Consider the following 19,600-nt stretch of genomic DNA (forward strand, 5'->3'; position numbering starts at 1 on the left):
CATCTGCTAATTTGCCAACTACCGAAATCGAATCATCGCTCCCACCAATAGACAATGCCTACCTCAAAAATTGATGCTGGAAATAGCTTGAGAGTAGTTGCCAACTGCCGCAGCTGTCAATTTTGTTTGTTTTTGGCGGTGAGCTGGGATGATTTTTATAGTATTTCTTCCTAATATCAGCTTCCCTAGGGCGCTTTTTCGTAACCTCAAAAGATACATTTGACGCATCTTGTGAATGGACTGCAATCAATCAAAAGTCGTTCTCAAGTATACAGAAATCGCATGGCAACTTGAGGAGCAATCAAAAAACTAAATCTCCAAAAGTCCGGGAGGCCAACGGTCTTCCCATCAGCAATCGCACTCACAGCGTTCGTCATTTATTGGCTATGAGCCCTGATCCTAGGTCATGTTGACAAATGGCGGAGCCAAATGCGGATTGACGTGATGTCGACGAAGCCGAGGAAGCTTTCAGCAGTTTTGTCGTAACGTGTCGCGACACGGCGGGCATTCTTCAGCTTGTTGAAGCATCTCACAACTAGGTTCCGTAGTCGATACAGTGGGCGATCAACACCGACACGCTTCTTTCGCGACTTCCGCATTGGGATCACAGGTTGGATATATCGGCTGCGCATTTGGTCGCGAATGCTGTCGGCGTCGTACCCCTTGTCGGCCAGCAGTACTAAGGGTTCCGGCAGATTGTCGTCCATGATGAGATCGAAGCCAAGATAATCGGACGTCTGGCCAGGTGTGATGTCAGTTCTCATCGGCAGACCGGCCGCATTCACCCGGAGATGGATCTTGGTCGTGAAGCCACCCTTTGAGCGGCCAAAACCCTGTCGCGGAGTCCCCTTTAGCGCCCGCTGCCTGATGATGGGCGCGAACCACGGTGCTGTCGACCATTTGCAGGGCATCTGGAACGATCCTGCTCTCGATCAGCGCCTCTAGGATCTGTTCCCAGAGGCCAACAAGTGTCCAACGCCGGAATTGCCGATAGACACTCGACCATTTCCCGAACTCTTCAGGAAGGTCCCGCCACGGTGCGCCGGTACGTGCTATCCAGAAAACGCCGTCAAGGACAAGGCGGTGGTTAGTAGGTTTTCGCCCATTCGGGGCGCGAACGGAAAGAATGAACTGTTCAAAGAACGCCCACTCCTCGTCCGACATCAAATCTCGTGCCAAGCTGGTCTCCATCGCAGATGTCAGCTTGAATCATGCTCAAAGCCTGATGTGAATCCCTTTTGTCAACACGACCTAGCTCAAAGAAGAAGCAAATAGCTGGAACTACAAATGTCCAAATTTCTTGATTTGAAAGGTGTTCTGGACCTATCGTCGTAGGTGTGGGGTGAAACTATGCTGCGGTTTTTTTATGAAAACATGGTTTTCAATCGGGTCAGGCGGACTCAAAAAATGATGCGCCTTGTTCTAGGCCTTTTAACATATTCTTGGGCTATTTTTTCGGCTTCCTTGATTTGGGCCGAGGACATACCAGTGATCGACCTGTCCCAGGTCGAGAGTAAGGAAACGGTTGATCGTAGAGAAGACTTGTCACCCCAAGCTTGGCGAATGGCAGTGTTTTTCGCGCGTGATACAAGTATCACCGATTTATCTATCGGGCACGCCTATGTAGCTCTTTTGACATTTCGAGAGGACACGGAGTCATTCGTTACGGACGGTGTTTTTGGTCTTTATCCCGACAAGGACGAAAAATTCAGTCTTGGTAAAATGCCTGGAGGGATTGATTTAAGACCATTGGATGAGAGACCGGATTCGGCGCTACTTGTCTGGATAAATCCCGCCCAGCACCAAGCTATTGAAGAAATTGCCCAGAAATTTGAGAAAGCTGGCGAGTACCAACTTCTTCTGAATGACTGCGTGTCATTGATGTCGGAAGTGGCGACTGCAGCAGGTTTAACGAAATCGCCAATTACTCTACACCCGTGGGCCTATGTAAACGACCTGATGTTTCTGAATAACTAATTGGGATTGATGCGCCGATACAATAATCTGTCAGCCCGTTTTTGCTATTCTGTTGAGAGTGTTGCGCCGAACTAATCAGAACCAAAGTATTGAGTAAGTTGAAGTCATCCCACTTTTTAAAGAGCTAGATATTTCATTTCTTGGGGGCATGATCGTTGAGGTCTAAGACAGCTAAAACCGTTTCCATACTGACAGAGTCGATTGAAAAAGGCGAACAGACGCGTCGGGCGTATCTTGGATCAGCCCTCGTCGTGCCCGTCGTCGCGCAAACCGGCCACCTTGGCGCGAATGAGCAGCTACAACTTGAAGATGTTGATCTCGGTATCTCGCATGCGGACGGCTTGCTCAAAGCTGCCATACAGCGTGGACCGTCGCGGGAACGGCGAACGTTCTGGATGCGGCGGGGGTCTTCGACCGCTCCCATTAGCCCGATGAATTCAGCTAAATTCACAAAGACACATAGAAAGGAAGGAGTTATGAAAAAGTTTGCGACAGCTGTTACGGCCGCTGCCCTCCTGTTCGGAGCGGGGTCGGCTTTTGCTCAAGTGGTGATAACTGGACATGGCGTGTTCGCTGATTGCGATGCTGCATGGAAGTACCGCGACGGACCGCTCGTCGAAATGCTCGATGCCGAATTCGCCAACTATGACGCGGATGTGGAACAGCGCATCCAGAACACTATCGCGCTCTTTGAGCAACACCGCGCGGCGGCCGAGGCCGCTTACGCGGCAGCTGACGCTGACCAGCAGAAACGGATCGCGCTTACCATCGGCAAATGGCTATTCCTTGAGGCAGTCAGCAACCTCAGCACGAATTCACTGCCAAAGGAGGTGAAGGACGCTTATAGCGAAGCACAGCTCAAAGTCTTCCAGCAAGTCATCGATTCCAGCAATGGCCTTAAGGTCGAGGTCGCCGCGTCTATCGCCACAGGCAATCCACCGGACAACATCCTTTCAGATCAAGCTGCGGACCTCATGCTTGGCATCTTGGGCAAATACTTTGGTCCAGTAGGTCAGTTTCTGACAGGGGCTGCAAAGGCCGGTGTCGACAGCGCGGTGCATTACTGGGAAACCCAGCCAATTAAGGATGTCGCGGAGCAGGAGGCTGCAATATTCGCTGCGGCCATCACGAAAATGCACGTCCGGTCGAAGGCTGAAAAGATCGCAGGGATTAATGTCGTGAAAAATGAGATCGACGCCACGTGCGGGTAGGAAAACGGGAATCCGTTGATACTCTCTCAAAGAATTCACAAGGCGACCTCTTCGAAATTGCGATACAAAGTGCTTAAGTCTGAGTGTTTGATCCGAAATTGGCTTCTTCGCTTTAACAGCGGTTTTTTACTGTCAGCCTTCTCCATTTTGATGCCCGGGTCGTAGTAGGCACTGCCCGCCGCAATGGCTTTCAGCAACAAAAGAACATCTGTTTCCTCGCAAAGCTGAACCACACCACCATACTTATAGAACGGTGGTGGTGATTTCATAATTGATGGCACATACGCAGCTTTGGCATGCTTGCGGTTCCAGTGGGCCATGATGTCCCTGAATGACCAAGTTGCGCCTGGTTCTCCGTATTTATCAACGAGCACGATACAGCCGTCTAAGTCTTCAATTTTTCCTTTCGCGGCATCAAACCCCTCAAGTCTCAGCGCCAAACCGGTATCCGGGTGATGTTCCTTGGTGTTGGTATACACCCCACCGAAGTTTATCCGCCCCTTTTTTCCGCTTTTGTCGGGATAACCAAAACGCCGCAGGAATGCTTCGACACCGGCATCACGGTAGAAGCCTCCTGTTGGCTCAGGCGTCATCAGCGTGACGGGAGATTTAGCTATGTACCTCTCGAAATCTCTCACACCGTATTGCTTGAGCTCCCAACCCAAAAAATCTGGTTCAGCGTAACCATTTGGAGAAATACCCAATTTGGCTTCAAGCGTGTAACCGCCGCCATTTCTGGCGCTATAAGGTTCTGGTTGTCCGGATTTTCCAATTTTGCACGATGCGATCCACTCTTCATCATAAATGTTCTTCAGAGCCGCCAACAAGGCAGCTCGGGTGTCCTGCACGCCAGACCTTAGTTGTGTCAGTTCTAGGAATACGCCACTGGTCGAGAGTACCCCCGCGAGCTCACTTAGCCTAATTGCAGCAGGGTGATCCCGACCAAAGACATCGCCTAACACTCTTCCGTCGTCGCAGATTCCCAAGATCAGCACTCGGCCCTCTGCTCGACTAGTCATGAGTGAGTTGGGACCGTTTTTTGTTCCGCGCAAGAAACCGGACATCCGAACCTCTGGATACTTAGGATAAAGTATCAACTGAGCATCTGGAGCCGACTCTGGTTTTCCAGAAGTTACCCAAAAAAAGTTCACTGGTGCTTTTGCACGATCACGCACGGACCCTGCCACATGAGTTACATCATCTTTGATGCTCCCATGAGGAATAATGTTCAGGGCACCAAAGCCTCCTCCGAGATACACTTGGTTCTTTGAATTGTCATTTGCAGCAAGCGGTTTAGCGTAAAATCTTACCGCGCCGAAACTACTCAGCAATTCTATGAAACTACTCAGTGGGCACGTCATAGGGATTCGACTTCATTTTGAGGAGATAAAATATCGAAGAGCCGAAAATCGGCTCTATCAACAGTCAACTGTAATCGTCTTCCAGAGTTGAATGATCCGCTTTGTGCTCGTCGAGGCGCATCTCTACCACGGTGAACGCCCTTCGTTTCTGCGATACCTCGAAATGAAGCCGGCGTGACCTCGGCAAAGAGTAAAGGCTTTCTATAGAGAGCTTGCAGATCGGTTCCAAAGAACTCGTCTGGTGAAGTCATCCGCGATTCCAAAACCAAGTACAGGTAGCGAATACCTGCAGCAAAAGCATCAACAACTGTCTTCCCATGAGACTTCGTATCGAGTCCAAAGTGTTGCCCGGGACGGCTTCGTGGCTTAGCGAAGGGCTCAGGATCGCTCAGAGCATCCAACGGAAATGGTTCTAAGTCCTTGCCACTCCGCCAAGGGCGGAAATTGCGCATAGGATACTTCCGCTTAAACTCCACTATGCTTAACCCATTGTCTTCGCTGTAGAACACTGCGTCCAAATCGCGAATGTTTGAAACAATTTCAGCCTTCATCAAGCAGTTCATCGCAGCTCGGCTGGCAAAGCCACCGGCAAGCACTGCCTCATCAATCACGTGAAGATACTTCATCACACGATTTTCGACTTTGCTTTCGGATTTGGAGCAATAGTCTTTGAACTTCACATTCGCGCGTTCGCAACCAGCCTGCAGCCAATTCTCGGAGTTATGCATTGCCCGAAAGGATCGTCCATCAAACTCAAAGAGTCCTGTTTTCCAACCTTTGCTACTGACGTGCTCAATAAAATTCTGATCAACCGAATTCAGACCATTTCTGACATCTTTCAAAGCAACTGGTTTTCCGTCGCGCTCGCCGGTGATCCAGCCAGTTGTAAAGCCTGCGGAAGGCTTTCTCGCTATCATCGCAGGACAGATAAACTCTTCAAAATGCAGCTCAAACAGCAAGCTTCGGAGACGAAGATCCGTGTCCATGCGAAGCAACAGGTTAATTAGTTGTTTTCGATCAATATTCATTAGGAATTACTGTCGTTTTTTCGTCAGAGGACAACCAAAACGACAAGGAGTCAATTACCCTTATTAAGGGAAGGTGTTCGCGCCCTTTCAACGCGCACTCCCACACAACACCTACCCTCCAGCCCAAGTTCAGTATCTCAGCCTCCACACGCCGGTCACGCTCTTGATTTCCAGTAATCTTGGCCCGCCAGAACTCTTGACGAGTAGCGGGCCAGCGAAACAAAGGGCAGTTGTGTCCATGCCAAAAACAGCCATGCACAAAAATTACGGCCCTGTGCTTCTTGAAGACTAGATCAGGTTTCCCGGGCAAGGAGGAGGAGTGCAGCCTGTAACGAAAACCTCGCGCATGTAGCGCCTTTCGTATCACCAACTCAGGCTTCGTGTCCCTGCTTTTGATAGCTGCCATGTTCCTTCGGCGCGTAGCTTTGTCGTGAACATCAGCCAACTTTCTTGAGCGATGCTGAACGGTTCATAACGTCAAAAACATGAGGTGCCATGAGATTTGCCACCTCCGCAAACACTGGAACTGCCACCGAGTTACCGAACTGCTTATATGCTTGAGTATCAGAAACTGGGATACGGAAATCTTCGGGATATCCCATAAGACGTGCGCACTCTCGTGGCGTTAAACGGCGAGGGTTGTTACCTTCTCCACGACTTACGAGGATCTCTGAACCGTCTTTATAGTAGCGAGCGGACAGCGTTCTCGAGATGCTATCCCCATCAACCATGCCAAAACCAAAACCATTACCTTTGGCCTTATGTTTCGCCGCATATCCCTGCAAATACGCCCAGAGTTTATCAGTAAGAGTATATTTGGAGTTCACCTTTGCGTCGATGCCGATAGTAAAATGTCCTTCAGCAGACTCCGTGCCATCTTCTGGGTGCAAGATATCGCGCATGCGTCGACGCCCATATTCAGGCAAATACAAATCATCGAAGGAAAAGTCTGTTTTCTCTCGAAAACCAACCATGACAATTCGTTCACGGTGCTGCGGAACGTAGTGGCCAGCGTCAATGATCCGAGTATCGAGCGTGTAGCCAAGCTCTTCAGTCAGCTTCCTTTTGATGACATCGAAAGTCCTGCCTTTGTCATGGCTCTTTAGATTTTTCACGTTCTCCAGCATGAAAGCCGCCGGCCGGTGATGCATCAGTATCCGCAGTACATCGAAGAACAACGTTCCTTGGGTCTCATCTGCGAAACCATGCGCTCTTCCTAGCGCATTCTTTTTGGAAACACCTGCGATAGAGAACGGTTGGCAGGGAAACCCGGCAACTAGTACGTCGTGCTCTGGTATGTCTTCTGCGTTGACTTCCTGAATGTCTCCAACAACGGGCCGGTTGTCCGGAAAGTTTGCCAGATAGGTTTGTTGTGCGAAACGATCCCATTCTGAGGTAAACACGCAACGGCCGCCTGCACTCTCCATAGCCTTCCGAAGACCGCCGATTCCAGCGAACAGGTCGATAAAAGCAAATGATCCCTCGTGGTTCACCTGTCGGTTTTCGATTTCAAGCTCAAGAAGACGGATCACGCTGTCTCGCGGGGTTTCTTCACCGCGCTTCCATCGATAGATATGTCCTTCAGAATACCCAAGTCGCTTGGCTGCTTCAGCTACACTGTAGCCAGCCTTCGTCAATAGCTGAGAAAAGTCCTGCACGTGTCACCTCTGGGTATTTTTTTGACACTATGTGGTTAAAATCCCCCTAGCTCAAGAACAAAAGCAGTATATTTGACCAGATTGACGGATCTCTTAGCAACAATCTACAGCTAAACTTCTCCCTGTTGGACACGGCCAGGGAATGAATGGGCGATCGAAGGAGCTGCGGCCTGATCCACCTTTGGAATCCCCAGACTAGATGGGTGGTCCGTCTTCGGAAAACAAAGGCACTTCTGAACTAACCCTTTTCTGCTCCAATCGGCCAGCCTCATAAGCACTTTTTACTAAATTTCGAAACTTAGGCGGCAAAACAGACCTCAGAACTCTCGAAATCAATTGAATTATCTGGCTCTGCCGAATGACCTCTGCCCTCAAACTCTCATTCTCTTTTTTTAACTCGACAATTTTTCGTGCGTCATCGGAAAGCAAGGCGTGGGTTATGGCATCGGCATCCGCCTTCGCGCCTTCAAAAACGCGATCCATCATCGCCTCGGCATCTCTCCGCGCAACCTCTTCGATGTGCTTAGACGCCAAGATCGCCTCGTTTGATGCACGTTCGCCTGCCTTCTCGATTAGCTTAGATGCTGTTTTCTGAAGAGTGGTGTCTCCGAACTGGTCTAATTTCTCATCATCAAGTTGGCGATCAACCTCAGCTCGGAGTTTTTGTGCTTCCTGCTGTGCCGCGTATTCCTCGGGCGAGAGGCAGTCAGGGTCATTGCCTCGCTTTCTTTTGCCTCGCTCAGCCCACTTGATGTGGGCGCTGTCCTGAAGATGTTCGTGCCAGGCGTCCTGCAAAGCGCGCCCTTGAAACTTACCGCTGTCGTTCCAGATCATCACTGGTTTGCCAGACTTGTCCAACACGGTAACCATATCGCCTGTTTTGCTATCTCGTTTGCGTTTTTCTCGCTTTTGGTACCGTCTCCGGGCATTCTCCTTGCTGAACTTTGACAAGCTGACCCATTGTGTGACACCCGCTTTCGTGTGTTTTTCATAGCGTGGCGCGAAAAAGACATCGACGCCATGCCGACCAACTTCATCACGATCAAGGCGCGCGTGGAACACTGCATTCCCACCGTAGGTCAGGTTGATGAATTCCACCGCTTGTCGAAGCATTATTCGCTCCCACTTTGCGTCCAACTCCAGGTCAGTTGGGTATTGAAGAAACGCGTGAAGAAACTCTTTCTTGGCGGCCTTGCTCTTGCGCGCTCCTGCTATGTGGGATTGGAGCGCATCCCAAATGGTGAAGTTGGTATCAGCTGGCCTCGGGCGAATGAAACGATCAATGCAAAGGAGACGATCTTTCCGAGACCGGTTTGCTCGAGTTTCCCGGTCCGGATCGGGTGCCTCAAGTGCGGCATACGGAGAATAGATTAGCGGCGGCACGTCTCGCACTCGCCGTTTAGCTCCCGCATAATCCAGACGTTCTTCGTGGCTTTGCATCGCGGTCGCATATGCCAGATCACCGGACTTTACTCTTGCCGCACCCGACTTCCCCATAATGATCGCTCCGTTTCGGTTACTCTTTTTCAAAAAAGAGTAACCCGCTTACCCTTTTTTCATCCCGCCTGTGGCGTCTTCAAAAAGAGCGGTCGAGGGTATCCCTTCGAACCCACTCCGGCTCCGCCTGCGCAGATCGTTCCGATCTTTGCCAGCCGCCCACAAGGCGGCGCAAAACCCTTCTTCCTCCTGCCTCATGGTGGGCGATATCCAGATGAGTTTTGCCATGGTTGACCAATGAAATTTGCCGTTGTCTTGAGGGCGTGTATTGAGGGCATCAAACCAGTCCAACATCCTCAACGTCAGCTTGCGGGCCTACGGAACGTCGAAATAACGAACATCGCCAGGACCAACAGCGCCACATAGCTGGTTGTGATGGACCAAAGGATGATGACGGTTGAAGCAAGATAGAATTCGATACCAACGTTGCTGCCTAGAATACCATCTACGGCATAGCTCAGCAGAAAACCCCAAGTCAGCAAAGACAGGACGAGCGCCCAAGCTGCACCGAGATACCGCCGACCAAGCCGCTCGAGCCATCCCCTCTTCATTGTGGTGAACGGGCGAAAGAACGTGGTTGCCATATCGAACAGCAGGTTATCGAGAAACGTGGTCATTGCGCGACCTCCTCGACAAGCCAACCGGCATCACCTTTGAAGACATGCCCGCGAATATCCTTGATGCCTGCCTGCACCACAAAGCCATCATCGCGGAGCAGGTCGAAATTGTAGATGCACAAATAACCAATATTGGTTGGATGCTCCTCGCATGAAGTCAGCTCCACGTTCCTGGCCCGCATCTTCAACGAGAGCTGCAAGCCAGTAGGCATGTCTTCGATTGACCCATACTGAGCCAGTGCGGCAGCTTTGTCGGCCTCGATCCCGTTCAAATAGCCTTGCTCAATATCTGCAGCAGTTGGGCTGTCAGCTTTGCATCCGGCCAGAGCCAACAATGCCAACATAATAATGACCGTCCTTATCATTGTCGGTTTCCTTTCGATTTTGGACCTTTGAGGAGGCGCTGCGCACCTTGGCCGCCTCCGGCCTTGGTCACGCGGCCCACGGCAGCTGCTTGATTACTGATGATCCGTGTGGGTGCGGCAGTACCAACCACGTTGGATTCAAGGTTCATGGTGTTGGCTCTTTCTGTGAGCATCCCGGCGAGGGAAAGCACACGATCACCGAGCTCTGTAATCAGGCTGGACGCCACAATGACCAGGTAGAGCGTTACCAGAACGTACATACAGACCAGGCCCACCAGAATGATCACAGTGAACCAGGACCCACCCGCCGTCATGAAACCCAGGAAGCCCGAGAACAGCAGGAACAGGAAATCCATCCCGATCCGCATGATGATCAGGCTGGCAATGAAACCCAGGATAATGAACAGTGGTCTCAGAGCCGCTCCAAGGATCGAGGTCAAAATGCCTGCCGCCGGGCCAATCAATGTTCCGTCTCGGGCGGGCGCAAAATATGCGAGAACTGCCAGAGGTGCTGCGAACAGAATTTCAATGACCGTCAGCAGCCAGGACAGAACGGCGGCGAAGAAATACACGAGCGGTATCGCCGGAATGATCGCGATCAAGACGAAACCGAAGATCAGCAGCGCCCACCCGACTGGGTAAAGCAGATACTCGGCGACATATCCGAGACCCTTTGCAAGCCCCCCAAACATCGAAACACCATCCGCAACAGCACCGGCGGCAATCATAGTGCCGCCCACGGCCGAGATCTGTTTGCCTACCGTGATCACGTCCGCCATCGGATCAAGGTAGGTCGCGGTGTCGCCGCCATCTGTGACTGTGAAGACTTCAAGTAAAACTTGGTACAGACGATAGAACCACCCGCTGGTTTCGCTATTCCCAGCGTCAATCACTGTCGCAGTCGCACCGGGTTCATAGGTGCCCAGCTCGGTCACGAAGCCTTCGAATTGCTCAAGGTATCCGAAGTCATCGTTAACCTTCTGGAACATGGCGGCATCGACGGAGCCTGTCATTCGCGACAACAGCCCGCCAAAGTAGTCGTTAATGCCATTGTCGAAATTGGTGTAAATCTGAAGCTCGGCTGCGGTTCCAGTGGATGTGTAAGCAGCCATGGTAATGCCGCGATGCCAGCTCAACGCGAACGGCCAGCCGAGAGTGTCCACTTCATCTAGCAGATCGGCGTGAAGCGCCTCGTACTCGGTGTTCGACAAGCCTCCAGATGTGATGCCGGCCATGTAGTTGGCAAAAGCGTTCGAAACTGCGTCATCCATCAAGGTTTGGATGGCGTCTCGGTCGCGCTCTCCGGCGAAAGTCAAATCTGCGATCTGGGATGCCACAGGCAGCAGATTACCGGTGATGGCACCGTCAGCTGCTTGGTATCGATTGAGCAGAACACCTGAACCAACTCGCGTTGCGAAGTCGGCACTGCTTTCGCCATCGGCAGTTGCAATGTACTCGACCTGGTGCGAAACGCTGGCGCAGAGATTGTCGGCGCGGCCATAAGACCCGCCCTCATCTGAGTAATAGATCTGACGTTCCAAGTGCGTGTATTCAGTCGAGTTTATGCCCAGAAAACCTGTCCGCGCAACGCCATAACTGCCAGCATCTACAACGCGCTGAGTCGTCCCTGCTGGCCTTTGTGCAAGGATCGCAAGACGATCCATTTGGCGTTGGCAAAGTTCGCCGTGGGCAAGCGCATAAAGCGTATTCGCGAACTGCTGGTTGATCAGGTAGTCGGTTTCCGAAAGCGGCGCACTTGCAGCGAGGACAGGCTCGTCCCGCAGCGCACCATCAGCAACAGTACGCCACGCCACGTCGCCCAGGGCCGATCCTTGAACGCTCAGCCAGATCAGAGCGAGCTGCGCCACTGTCAGCCCGCCTTGGATGGGAACGAACGCGATTGCCCCCACAAGAATGCGAACGATAGTGTACTTTGTGTCCGACTGGTTGCCGAAGGTTTTGCCATCGGCGGCGGTGTCGAAGACAAGCACGTAAGTCGTATAGCTGCCGACGATCAGAGCAAGCAAAAGGCACGCCGTATTGAAGATCGAAATCAAGTCTGTGAGCAGCGTTACATCTGTCAAAGACCCACCTTCACCGGACACAAATTCCACCACGCCACCAAAAACACGCGTCAGAAGATCCACCGCATAATCGTTATCTGAAAGATTGAAGAGATCACTGAACTCCATGGTGCCTCCGTGGTGCTTCAAACACCGCTGCTCGATGGTATTGGGGGAGGTGTTCGTAGCCTGCTTCCAACACTCTCGATGCAGTGCTTCGAGGAAGTGGCCCGGCAACGATCAAGAGTGGCGCTTGTGCTGTGAATTCTGGCAGGGATCCGTCGCTATAGCGACGGGTGTCAATGAACAGCACATCAGTCGAGATTTCATTGGCGATTTCATCGACCACCACCACATTTCTGCGTTGATTTAGCCGAAACGTCTCACGTGCTAGGCTCAAACGCCTCGCATCTGGATCAGTGCAGAAAATCTGACGCGTGCATGGCGCAAGATATGCGGCTCTAAGCCCCAAGCTGCAGCCCAGTTCAGCTACGGTCTTTCCTTGCCATAGCTCAGAAAGCCAATTGTTTTCTGTCAGTTCCTCGCCAAAGTTCAACTCCGTTACCAATTCTGGATGAGATTTGGCCGCTGCGGGGACTTTCAAACCTTCAGGAAACGCGAACGAACAGCCCTTAATTTGATTGGTGTTCATAATCCGGCTCCCTGAATCAGTTGCGGCCTAGAATTGTGATTGTGCTGACCACGCCGCCTCTCGGGATCACCAGGCGTTGGCCACCCATACTGGTGCGCTAACGACCACCGGATGTATCCTCGGACCATTGATTGATCTTCATTGTTGGTGGGCACCCATCGGCGCGGCATTAGGTAGCCGTGATCACTCCCATCACTACCGTGGATCGACAAACCGTGTAGCGGGGGAAAGCCGTTGTCGCTCAACCACTGATCCCAGGCCACAGTCTTCTCAGCATCGTCAGCTCTGACGACAACGAGCGTGCGTACCGGGCACTGTCGCGGCGGGCCGGATTGCCCCTGATCAGGCAAATCCGGCGCGCAAGCGCCTTTTTCTTTTGTTTTTTCTTGCTCTTTTTTTGGCGGACATTTCTGTCCGGGCTCTGAGGTCAGATTTGTCCGGGTTTTCGGACAAGAATGTCCGCCTTTGGCGGTTGGAAGGCGGACAATATTGTCCGGCTTTTTTTCCTCTTCTTGTTCGCGTAGTTCTTGAGCTGCGAGATGCGTTGCTTTGGTAGGGACGTATTCTGTCGAATGCCTGAGACCATTCCCGCGCTTAATATCGAACCACTTGCCGTCGAGTTCTTTAATCAAGCGCTGGATGGTCTTTTCGCTTTTTAGGCCAAGGTCTTCGCATACCTGCGAATGAGACGGCCAAGCCTTCCCTTCGTTCGGTCCTGCTTCCTTGTTGCAGCGCCAAACCGCCAAATAAGTCGCAAACTGGAATGCGCGCGGACTGAGCTCTGAATCGAGCAACAACAACCGTAACCACTGGAGCTGAACATCTTTGAATGGACGGAGCCTTTTCATGTTGCATCCGCCCGGAAACCGTTTACCGTTTCCTTGTAAGTCGTTGATTTCTCGTCGTGAACAAACGGGGTCCGTTTACAGTAAAACCGTTGAAAAACAGACCTCACTGGCGGATTGCAAATCCGTGTACACCGGTTCGATTCCGGTACTCGCCTCCATTTAGTTAATCACTAAATCCCGTAACACGTTGAAACTGTTTGCTTTCAATTGGTTACGTTGCGCCAAACCGTTAATTTCGCCAAAAATCCCGCAACATTTCCCGCAACACGATTTTTGCTGCAAAAACCACCTTACGTCGCTTGGTGGATGTCAAGAACAACACTCCTAGTGACTTGCGACGATTTACACCTATTGCGTGCTTGCCATAGGCATGGGAAACATTTCTAAGTTGAAGATTTGAATGAGACTTTGTGAATGGCATATCAAGATTTGCCGCTTAGCGCGCTTATTGTGAACCCAGCAAACGATCGGCATGGGGAGTTAGAAAACGAAACTGCTGCGATTGCCCAACTTTTTGCTCTGCGAGAGCAGCACATGAAAAACCTCGCAAAAGACCTAGCCAGCAAGGGCGAGATTTTCGAACCGCCTTTAGTCTACCCCAAGGACGGCAAGTTCATAGTTGCGGATGGTAACCGACGGACGACCTGCCTCAAGCTCATTACTGAACCCAGGCGAGCACCCACAGTCGAACTTCAACAGTATTTTCAAAAACTAAGAACTGAGTGGAACGGTACGCTCCCCGATACAATTGAATGCCGGGTGGAGGATGACCGCGACCGAGTGGACGACATACTTTTTCGACGTCACACAGGCGTTCAAAGCGGTATCGGTCAAAGCACTTGGGACGACCGGATGAAGAACAACTTTGTCGTCCGTACAGGAAAACATCGCGGGCTGAACATCGCTGATGAAGTTGAAAAGTTCCTTCGGCAAGAAAACCTCTTGCCACCGCAGAAAATTCCACGTTCTAACTTAAACCGTTTGCTGTCCGCCGAAAGCCTCCGCAATCGCCTTGGAATCTCTGTAAAAAAGAACAGCTTTGAGTTCATTCGAAATAAGAAGGAAGCTTTACAGGCACTAAGCCGTGTAGCGTCAGACCTCTCTAACCGTAAAGTAACACTTGATGATATTTGGGACGCTGAGTCCAAACTCAGGTACATTGATCAGTTGGAGCGCGAAGGCATATTGCCGACCGCCAGCAGCCCATCGCCGAAGCCCAAGCCCACTCCAATGCCGGGCCCGACTCCTCCAAATCCACAACCACCCTCACCAAAACCGCCAAAACCAACGGTCTGGCCGCATCTAATTCCAATTGTTGAGCACGGTATAACTTGGACAGCACAGCAGCACAGAGTTCGCGAGATATGGGAGGAGCTTCAATTCAAACTTGAGCTTCACCAGCATCCAAATGCTATTTCGGTTCTTCTTCGCGTGCTGCTTGAGCTTGGCGTGGAACATTATGTGAAAGTTAGGAACGTGAGCGCTGTGCACAAAAACGATAAGCTAGCACTTCGCATATCCAAGGTAGCTCAGCACATGTTGGACGATGGGTTAATTGACAACAAGTACCTCGGTGCACTCAAGAAGCTTCAACAGGGCGACGTTATTATTTCGATGGATACCTTGAACAGATACGTTCATTCGCCAAATTTTAGCGTTTCACCTGAACACCTAAAGATGCTTTGGGGTACGCTTTCTGATTTCATAATGCTCTGTCTAAAAGCCAAAACCTAGCACGAGAGAGAAAAACTAGGTCGAGCTATCCCGCAACAAATCCCGCAACATTTCCCCTGTGCAGCACGGCTCGACCAAATCCAAGATTTTGTTTTAAATATGTTTTTCTGAAAAAGCGGTTCGATTTCAAAACAGGTACTCGCCTCCAGTACCTCCAATGACTTGCGGTACTTTTTCCCTCCTCGAGGTTCAATATCCAACCAACTATTGGATTTTTCGTGTTGCGATCTGGTTCTGTTCCATCCGACTGCGAGCATTCTTGGCATATGCCGCCAGCTTGCGTTCAGGCAACACCTCGCCGTACTTCCTTGGCATCTTCATCTCGAAATGTTCAGAATTGGTGACCTGAACCATTGTTCCGGCCCTTTCAGATGTATACCATTCTTGTAGTCAGATTGCGATCAGGGACGGCCAAGCAGGCCCTTTAAGCGGTTCAGGCAGCGGCAGAATGGTGCCGCAAACAAAGCTGTCGGATTGTCTGTCGTCCATGGCTGGAATTGACCTGCCATTACCTGTGCTGCTTCGACTTGGTTGGAACGGCATCGCACCCGCTCGAAACGTGCAGGCTGCCTCATGCAATTTGTCCAATCCTTCTTTCTGACGTGTTCGTCAAACGGGGTTCCCGAAAGCATTGCTCAAACAACAGCCCTTGAGCAATATTATGTCTCACCATCGCCGAAAAACGAAACTTCATGACAACTCGGGAAGGATGAACTAGGACTCTAACAAAGAAAAAGTTCTGGACGTATTGTGGAACACATTGCCTTTACCTTCGAGATGGGGGTCGTTTGCACCCTGCTGGCTTTCACCGTTTTTCTGTTCGTTTCCGAGATCATAAGGATCGACCTTTCCGCCATATTGGTTCTGGTTCTCATAGGCTTGCTCAGCTACGCACCCGGGCTGGGAAATCTGGCGGATGTCACCCTTCTGTTCGACGGCTTCGCATCCAATGCCGTCATCTCGATCATTGCGGTCATGATCGTCGGGGCCGGTCTGGACAAGACGGGGATCATGAACAAGGTGGCTGCCGTCATCCTCAAATACGGCGGCAAATCCGAAGGCAGGGTTGTACCAATCATTTCCGGCACCGTTGGCGTCATATCCTCGTTCATGCAGAATGTCGGCGCCGCTGCTCTGTTTCTGCCGGTTGTCAGCCGAATTTCCACACGGTCGGGCATACCGCTGTCGCGCCTGCTCATGCCGATGGGATTCTGCGCCATTTTGGGCGGCACAATGACGATGGTGGGGTCGTCTCCTCTTATCCTGCTGAACGATCTGATCCTGACGGCAAATGACAATCTGCCGGCCTCTCAGAAAATGGAGCCCTTCGGCCTGTTCTCGGTCACGCCGATCGGTGCGGTTCTGATCCTGACGGGAATTGGTTACTTTCTGCTGTTGGGACGCTGGGTTTTGCCCGAGGCTGAAGGACCTGACAATACGGGTACCGGACAAGGGACACAGGAATACCTGCAAAGGGTCTATGGCCTCAAAGCCGATGTGTTCGAAGTCGTGGTGCCCGAGGACAGCCCCTTGGTCGGCGAGATTCTGGCCGACATCAACCACGAAAACCACCTGTACATCATTTCCACCTTCTATCGCGGCAAAACCTCGATGGTTCAGGTTTTGACAGCGGAAATAGCAGCGCCGTGTCGGCTGGCCATCGTCGGCCGCCGTTGGGAGGTCGAGAAGTTCGCCGAGAAATACGGGCTGACCGTTCTTCCGGATTTGGACATTTTCGTCGAAGAGTTCGCCCCAACCAATGCAGGCGTGGCCGAGGTGGTCATCACGCCCGACAGCAAGCTGATCGGCAAATGCCCCCGCGAGCTTTTGTTTCGCAAGACCTACGGGATGTCGCTGCTGGCCATTCACCGCGGCGAAGAGACGCTGAGCCATGTCGAGACCGAGGATCACGAATCCACTCAGATCGGGCTCGAAAAGTTTCAGGCGGGCGACATGCTTGTGGCACATACCAGATGGGACAACCTGATGCGGATCAAACGAGATCCGGATTTCGTCGTCGTGACGACGGACTTTCCTCAGGACGAGCTGCGGCCGCAAAAAGTCGGCTGGGCCCTGGCATTCTTCGCCATTTCGCTGTCGTTGATCCTGTTCACGGATGTCCGGCTTTCACTCTGTCTTCTTACCGGCGCGGTGGGCATGATGCTGACCCGTGTGCTCAGCGTGGACGAGGCATACCGCGCGGTCGGATGGAACACCGTATTCCTGCTCGCCTGCCTCATACCTTTGGGACAAGCCGTGCAGAACACAGGCACGGCCGCGTGGATCGCGCAGCAGATCATGATAATTCTGGACGGCTGGCCGCTCTGGTCGCTGCAAACCGGCATCGCCGTTCTGGCGACGGCCTTTTCTTTGGTCATGTCCAACGTGGGGGCCACGGTTCTGCTGGTGCCTCTGGCGGTATCAATTGCGGTGGCGGCGGGTGGAAACCCAGCCGTCTTTGCCCTGACGGTCGCCATATCGACCTCGAACAGCTTCATCATCCCAACCCATCAGGTAAACGCGTTGATCATGGGTCCGGCCGGATACAAGGTGATGGATTTCGTCCGCTCCGGCGGAATAATGACGGCGCTGTTTCTGGTCGTCTCGCTGCTCATGATAAACGTCATCTATTAGCGCAAGAGTATCCGGGGTGTTCGGTGGTCTTTACCCATCATCTGGACAGGTTCAGTCGAGGCACCGGTTGGCCATAGTCTACGCCCCTTGCTGAGATACCGTTCGTCGTCCGGCCCATCTCGGGCTGGGTCCCGGCACACCATGCCGCCCATCGACGCCCACAGGTCGCTTTCCATGCCTCTGCATAATTGTTGCGCGCGACTCGCTTGACAAGCAGGCCAGCGGTGCCGCATGTCCCTTTCGTTGGTGTCGGTGACAGCCGATGAAAAGGGAATGCGTCAACGGTCTTGCCGCCAAACGCAGCCGCCCCCGCGACCGTGAACGGAGAGGATGCCCAATGCCACTGGCTCGAAAGCCGGGAAGGCGGGACATCCGACAGAGGCCCGCCTCTGGCATCCGCAAGCCGGGAGACCTGCCAACAACCGAAGTTGAAACCGGGCGGGGTGTTCCGGTGTCGGGTCCATGACCAATCGTGGCCCGCATGAAACCCCGTCCCCCGCGAAGAGGATTTGGGGGGATGAGAGACATGACCGAGACCGCACCAGTCGAGTTGCTGGTCTGTACCACCTGCCGTCGCGGCCTGCCTGTCGAAGATGACGCGCAACGCCCGGGCGCTTTGTTGCACAAGGCCCTGGAACAGGCAGACCTGCCCGACGGTGTCACCCTGAAAGCCGTTGAATGCCTGTCAAACTGCGATCAAGGCTGTTCGATCGTGTTGCGCGGGCCGGGCCGCTGGACCTTCGTGTATGAAAACCTGAACGAAACAGATCATGTCGACGTCATCGTCGACGGCGCGACCAAGTATCTGGCCACTGAAGATGGTTTGGTGAAATGGCGCGAACGCCCCGAACATTTTCGCAAGAACTGTGCCTCGCGCATTCCCCCGATTGGAGCCTGACATGTCGAACCTCGAAAAACTCCCCGTCACAGTGATCACCGGCTTTCTGGGCTCGGGCAAGACCACTTTGGTGCGTCACCTGATGCAGAACCCGCAGGGCAAGCGCCTTGCCGTCGTGGTCAACGAGTTCGGCGATGTAGGCGTCGATGGCGACATCCTGAAATCCTGCGCCATTCCTGATTGCCCGGCGGAAAACATCATGGAACTGGCCAATGGCTGCATCTGCTGCACCGTGGCAGATGATTTCATTCCCACCATCGAGGCCCTGATGGCGTTGGAGCCGCGCCCGGATCATATCCTGATCGAAACCAGCGGTCTGGCCCTGCCGAAACCGCTGCTCAAGGCATTCGACTGGCCTGACATCCGCTCGAAGATCACCGTCGACGGCGTGATCGCCTTGGCCGATGCCGAGGCTGTGGCCGCAGGCCGTTTCGCGCCCAATGTCGAAGCGGTGGACGCCCAGCGCATGGCCGATGACTCGATCGACCACGAAACGCCCCTGTCCGAGGTGTTCGAGGATCAGATCTCGTGCGCCGACATCATCCTGCTGACCAAGCCCGACCTCGCCGGCCCCGAAGGCGTGGCCAAAGCGCGCGAGATCATCGCCGCCGAGGCGCCGCGCCCCCTGCCCGTCGTCGAAGTGGCCGAAGGTGCCGTGGACGTGCGCGTTGTGCTGGGTCTGGAAGCCGCCGCCGAGGATGACATGGACGCCCGACCCTCGCATCACGACGGCCATCACGATCACGAGCATGACGATTTCGAAAGCATCATCGTCGAGCTGCCCGAGCAGACCGATCCGGCCCAACTGGTCGCCAATATCGAACGCTTGGCCAATGAGCTGAACATCCTGCGCGTCAAAGGTTATGCCGCCGTTCAGGGCAAACCCATGCGCCTGCTGGTTCAGGCAGTGGGTGCCCGCGTGCGTCACCAGTATGACCGCCCGTGGGAACCCGGTGAAGAACGCCGTTCGCGTCTGGTCGTCATCGCCGAGCATGACGATATCAAAGAGGCGGAAATCCGCGAAATCCTCGTGGGTGTGCGTGAGGCTGCCGAGTAA

The 19,600-nt window shown here is 52.8% G+C and carries 18 protein-coding genes and 1 riboswitch; of the genes, 6 read left to right on the plus strand and 12 right to left on the minus strand.

All coding sequences use genetic code 11. The features are described from left to right. Positions 1 to 404: 404 nt before the first annotated feature. Positions 405 to 1,191, minus strand: a protein-coding gene (locus GOW04_RS06985) for an IS5 family transposase (RefSeq protein ID WP_171231950.1) whose coding sequence is annotated in 2 segments (ribosomal slippage) — positions 405 to 849 and positions 848 to 1,191 — 789 coding nt in all. Because the reading frame shifts where the segments join, the coding sequence is not laid out codon by codon here. A gap of 159 nt (positions 1,192 to 1,350) precedes the next feature. Here GOW04_RS06985 and GOW04_RS06990 point away from each other — a divergent pair. After that, positions 1,351 to 1,977 carry a hypothetical protein gene (locus GOW04_RS06990; RefSeq protein ID WP_171231951.1) on the plus strand — a complete coding sequence of 209 codons (627 nt, stop codon included), beginning with the start codon at positions 1,351 to 1,353 and terminating at the stop codon, positions 1,975 to 1,977. 476 nt (positions 1,978 to 2,453) lie between these two features. Further along, positions 2,454 to 3,188, plus strand: a complete 735-nt coding sequence (locus GOW04_RS06995; RefSeq protein WP_171206596.1) for a hypothetical protein — start codon at positions 2,454 to 2,456, stop codon at positions 3,186 to 3,188. A 35-nt stretch (positions 3,189 to 3,223) separates the two neighbouring features. Here the strand turns inward: GOW04_RS06995 and GOW04_RS07000 are convergent, their stop codons facing one another. The 10 genes from GOW04_RS07000 to GOW04_RS07040 form a co-directional block, all read right to left on the minus strand. Beyond that, positions 3,224 to 4,549: an MvaI/BcnI family restriction endonuclease gene (locus GOW04_RS07000; protein WP_171231952.1), complete on the minus strand. Its 1,326-nt coding sequence runs from the start codon at positions 4,547 to 4,549 to the stop codon at positions 3,224 to 3,226. Then, positions 4,546 to 5,535 carry a hypothetical protein gene (locus tag GOW04_RS07005; RefSeq protein WP_171231953.1) on the minus strand — a complete coding sequence of 330 codons (990 nt, stop codon included), beginning with the start codon at positions 5,533 to 5,535 and terminating at the stop codon, positions 4,546 to 4,548. Before GOW04_RS07005 ends, GOW04_RS07000 begins: the two co-directional genes overlap by 4 nt. Positions 5,536 to 5,566: 31 nt before the next feature. Beyond that, positions 5,567 to 5,983: a very short patch repair endonuclease gene (locus tag GOW04_RS07010; RefSeq protein WP_371814362.1), complete on the minus strand. Its 417-nt coding sequence runs from the start codon at positions 5,981 to 5,983 to the stop codon at positions 5,567 to 5,569. A gap of 31 nt (positions 5,984 to 6,014) precedes the next feature. Beyond that, positions 6,015 to 7,235 carry a DNA (cytosine-5-)-methyltransferase gene (gene dcm / locus GOW04_RS07015; RefSeq protein WP_171231955.1) on the minus strand — a complete coding sequence of 407 codons (1,221 nt, stop codon included), beginning with the start codon at positions 7,233 to 7,235 and terminating at the stop codon, positions 6,015 to 6,017. Positions 7,236 to 7,430: 195 nt separating this feature from the next. Beyond that, complete coding sequence (locus GOW04_RS07020) at positions 7,431 to 8,732, minus strand: hypothetical protein (protein ID WP_171231956.1); 1,302 nt, start codon at positions 8,730 to 8,732, stop codon at positions 7,431 to 7,433. 302 nt (positions 8,733 to 9,034) lie between these two features. Further along, positions 9,035 to 9,349, minus strand: coding sequence for a hypothetical protein (locus GOW04_RS07025; RefSeq protein ID WP_171231957.1), 315 nt, complete (start codon positions 9,347 to 9,349; stop codon positions 9,035 to 9,037). Further along, positions 9,346 to 9,714, minus strand: coding sequence for a hypothetical protein (locus tag GOW04_RS07030; RefSeq protein ID WP_171206603.1), 369 nt, complete (start codon positions 9,712 to 9,714; stop codon positions 9,346 to 9,348). The genes GOW04_RS07025 and GOW04_RS07030 overlap by 4 nt, the downstream gene beginning before the upstream one ends. Continuing rightward, positions 9,711 to 11,906 carry a DotA/TraY family protein gene (locus GOW04_RS07035; protein ID WP_254430092.1) on the minus strand — a complete coding sequence of 732 codons (2,196 nt, stop codon included), beginning with the start codon at positions 11,904 to 11,906 and terminating at the stop codon, positions 9,711 to 9,713. The genes GOW04_RS07030 and GOW04_RS07035 overlap by 4 nt, the downstream gene beginning before the upstream one ends. Further along, positions 11,893 to 12,429 (minus strand): hypothetical protein, encoded by a 537-nt coding sequence (locus GOW04_RS21880; protein WP_254430067.1) that lies wholly within the window; start codon positions 12,427 to 12,429, stop codon positions 11,893 to 11,895. Before GOW04_RS21880 ends, GOW04_RS07035 begins: the two co-directional genes overlap by 14 nt. Further along, positions 12,426 to 13,277 (minus strand): helix-turn-helix domain-containing protein, encoded by an 852-nt coding sequence (locus GOW04_RS07040; protein WP_171206605.1) that lies wholly within the window; start codon positions 13,275 to 13,277, stop codon positions 12,426 to 12,428. Before GOW04_RS07040 ends, GOW04_RS21880 begins: the two co-directional genes overlap by 4 nt. A gap of 414 nt (positions 13,278 to 13,691) precedes the next feature. Between GOW04_RS07040 and GOW04_RS07045 the strand changes: the two genes are divergently transcribed. Together GOW04_RS07045 and GOW04_RS07050 are read left to right on the plus strand one after the other, a co-directional pair. Further along, on the plus strand, positions 13,692 to 15,011 hold the full coding sequence (locus GOW04_RS07045) for a hypothetical protein (RefSeq protein WP_171231959.1): 1,320 nt from the start codon (positions 13,692 to 13,694) through the stop codon (positions 15,009 to 15,011). Between the two features lie 777 nt (positions 15,012 to 15,788). Further along, positions 15,789 to 17,645, plus strand: a complete 1,857-nt coding sequence (locus tag GOW04_RS07050; protein WP_152459837.1) for an SLC13 family permease — start codon at positions 15,789 to 15,791, stop codon at positions 17,643 to 17,645. Here GOW04_RS07050 and GOW04_RS07055 read toward each other — a convergent pair. Next, positions 17,642 to 17,821: a hypothetical protein gene (locus GOW04_RS07055; protein ID WP_171231960.1), complete on the minus strand. Its 180-nt coding sequence runs from the start codon at positions 17,819 to 17,821 to the stop codon at positions 17,642 to 17,644. The two genes, GOW04_RS07050 and GOW04_RS07055, sit on opposite strands and share 4 nt — an antisense overlap. Before the next feature lie 51 nt (positions 17,822 to 17,872). Then, positions 17,873 to 18,080, plus strand: a riboswitch (cobalamin riboswitch). A gap of 91 nt (positions 18,081 to 18,171) precedes the next feature. On the opposite strand from GOW04_RS07055, the gene GOW04_RS07060 reads away from it, so the two are divergent. Beyond that, positions 18,172 to 18,543: a DUF1636 domain-containing protein gene (locus tag GOW04_RS07060; protein ID WP_152457464.1), complete on the plus strand. Its 372-nt coding sequence runs from the start codon at positions 18,172 to 18,174 to the stop codon at positions 18,541 to 18,543. A 1-nt stretch (position 18,544) separates the two neighbouring features. Next, the gene (gene cobW / locus GOW04_RS07065) at positions 18,545 to 19,600 is read left to right on the plus strand and encodes a cobalamin biosynthesis protein CobW (RefSeq protein WP_171231961.1); all 1,056 of its coding nucleotides are present in this window, start codon (positions 18,545 to 18,547) and stop codon (positions 19,598 to 19,600) included.

Origin of the sequence: Ruegeria sp. HKCCA4812, from assembly GCF_013034245.1 — a bacterium.
Lineage (GTDB): Bacteria > Pseudomonadota > Alphaproteobacteria > Rhodobacterales > Rhodobacteraceae > Ruegeria.

Excerpts from the sequence above, each read along its gene's own strand:
- GOW04_RS06990 (WP_171231951.1), top strand. The coding sequence starts at position 1,351 with ATGCTGCGGTTTTTTTATGAAAACATGGTTTTCAATCGGGTCAGGCGG.
- GOW04_RS06995 (WP_171206596.1), top strand. The coding sequence starts at position 2,454 with ATGAAAAAGTTTGCGACAGCTGTTACGGCCGCTGCCCTCCTGTTCGGA.
- GOW04_RS07000 (WP_171231952.1), bottom strand. The coding sequence starts at position 4,549 with ATGACGTGCCCACTGAGTAGTTTCATAGAATTGCTGAGTAGTTTCGGC.
- GOW04_RS07005 (WP_171231953.1), bottom strand. The coding sequence starts at position 5,535 with ATGGACACGGATCTTCGTCTCCGAAGCTTGCTGTTTGAGCTGCATTTT.
- GOW04_RS07010 (WP_371814362.1), bottom strand. The coding sequence starts at position 5,983 with ATGGCAGCTATCAAAAGCAGGGACACGAAGCCTGAGTTGGTGATACGA.
- GOW04_RS07020 (WP_171231956.1), bottom strand. The coding sequence starts at position 8,732 with ATGGGGAAGTCGGGTGCGGCAAGAGTAAAGTCCGGTGATCTGGCATAT.
- GOW04_RS07025 (WP_171231957.1), bottom strand. The coding sequence starts at position 9,349 with ATGACCACGTTTCTCGATAACCTGCTGTTCGATATGGCAACCACGTTC.
- GOW04_RS07030 (WP_171206603.1), bottom strand. The coding sequence starts at position 9,714 with ATGATAAGGACGGTCATTATTATGTTGGCATTGTTGGCTCTGGCCGGA.
- GOW04_RS07035 (WP_254430092.1), bottom strand. The coding sequence starts at position 11,906 with ATGGAGTTCAGTGATCTCTTCAATCTTTCAGATAACGATTATGCGGTG.
- GOW04_RS21880 (WP_254430067.1), bottom strand. The coding sequence starts at position 12,429 with ATGAACACCAATCAAATTAAGGGCTGTTCGTTCGCGTTTCCTGAAGGT.
- GOW04_RS07040 (WP_171206605.1), bottom strand. The coding sequence starts at position 13,277 with ATGAAAAGGCTCCGTCCATTCAAAGATGTTCAGCTCCAGTGGTTACGG.
- GOW04_RS07045 (WP_171231959.1), top strand. The coding sequence starts at position 13,692 with ATGGCATATCAAGATTTGCCGCTTAGCGCGCTTATTGTGAACCCAGCA.
- GOW04_RS07050 (WP_152459837.1), top strand. The coding sequence starts at position 15,789 with ATGGGGGTCGTTTGCACCCTGCTGGCTTTCACCGTTTTTCTGTTCGTT.
- GOW04_RS07055 (WP_171231960.1), bottom strand. The coding sequence starts at position 17,821 with ATGGAAAGCGACCTGTGGGCGTCGATGGGCGGCATGGTGTGCCGGGAC.
- GOW04_RS07060 (WP_152457464.1), top strand. The coding sequence starts at position 18,172 with ATGACCGAGACCGCACCAGTCGAGTTGCTGGTCTGTACCACCTGCCGT.
- cobW (WP_171231961.1), top strand. The coding sequence starts at position 18,545 with ATGTCGAACCTCGAAAAACTCCCCGTCACAGTGATCACCGGCTTTCTG.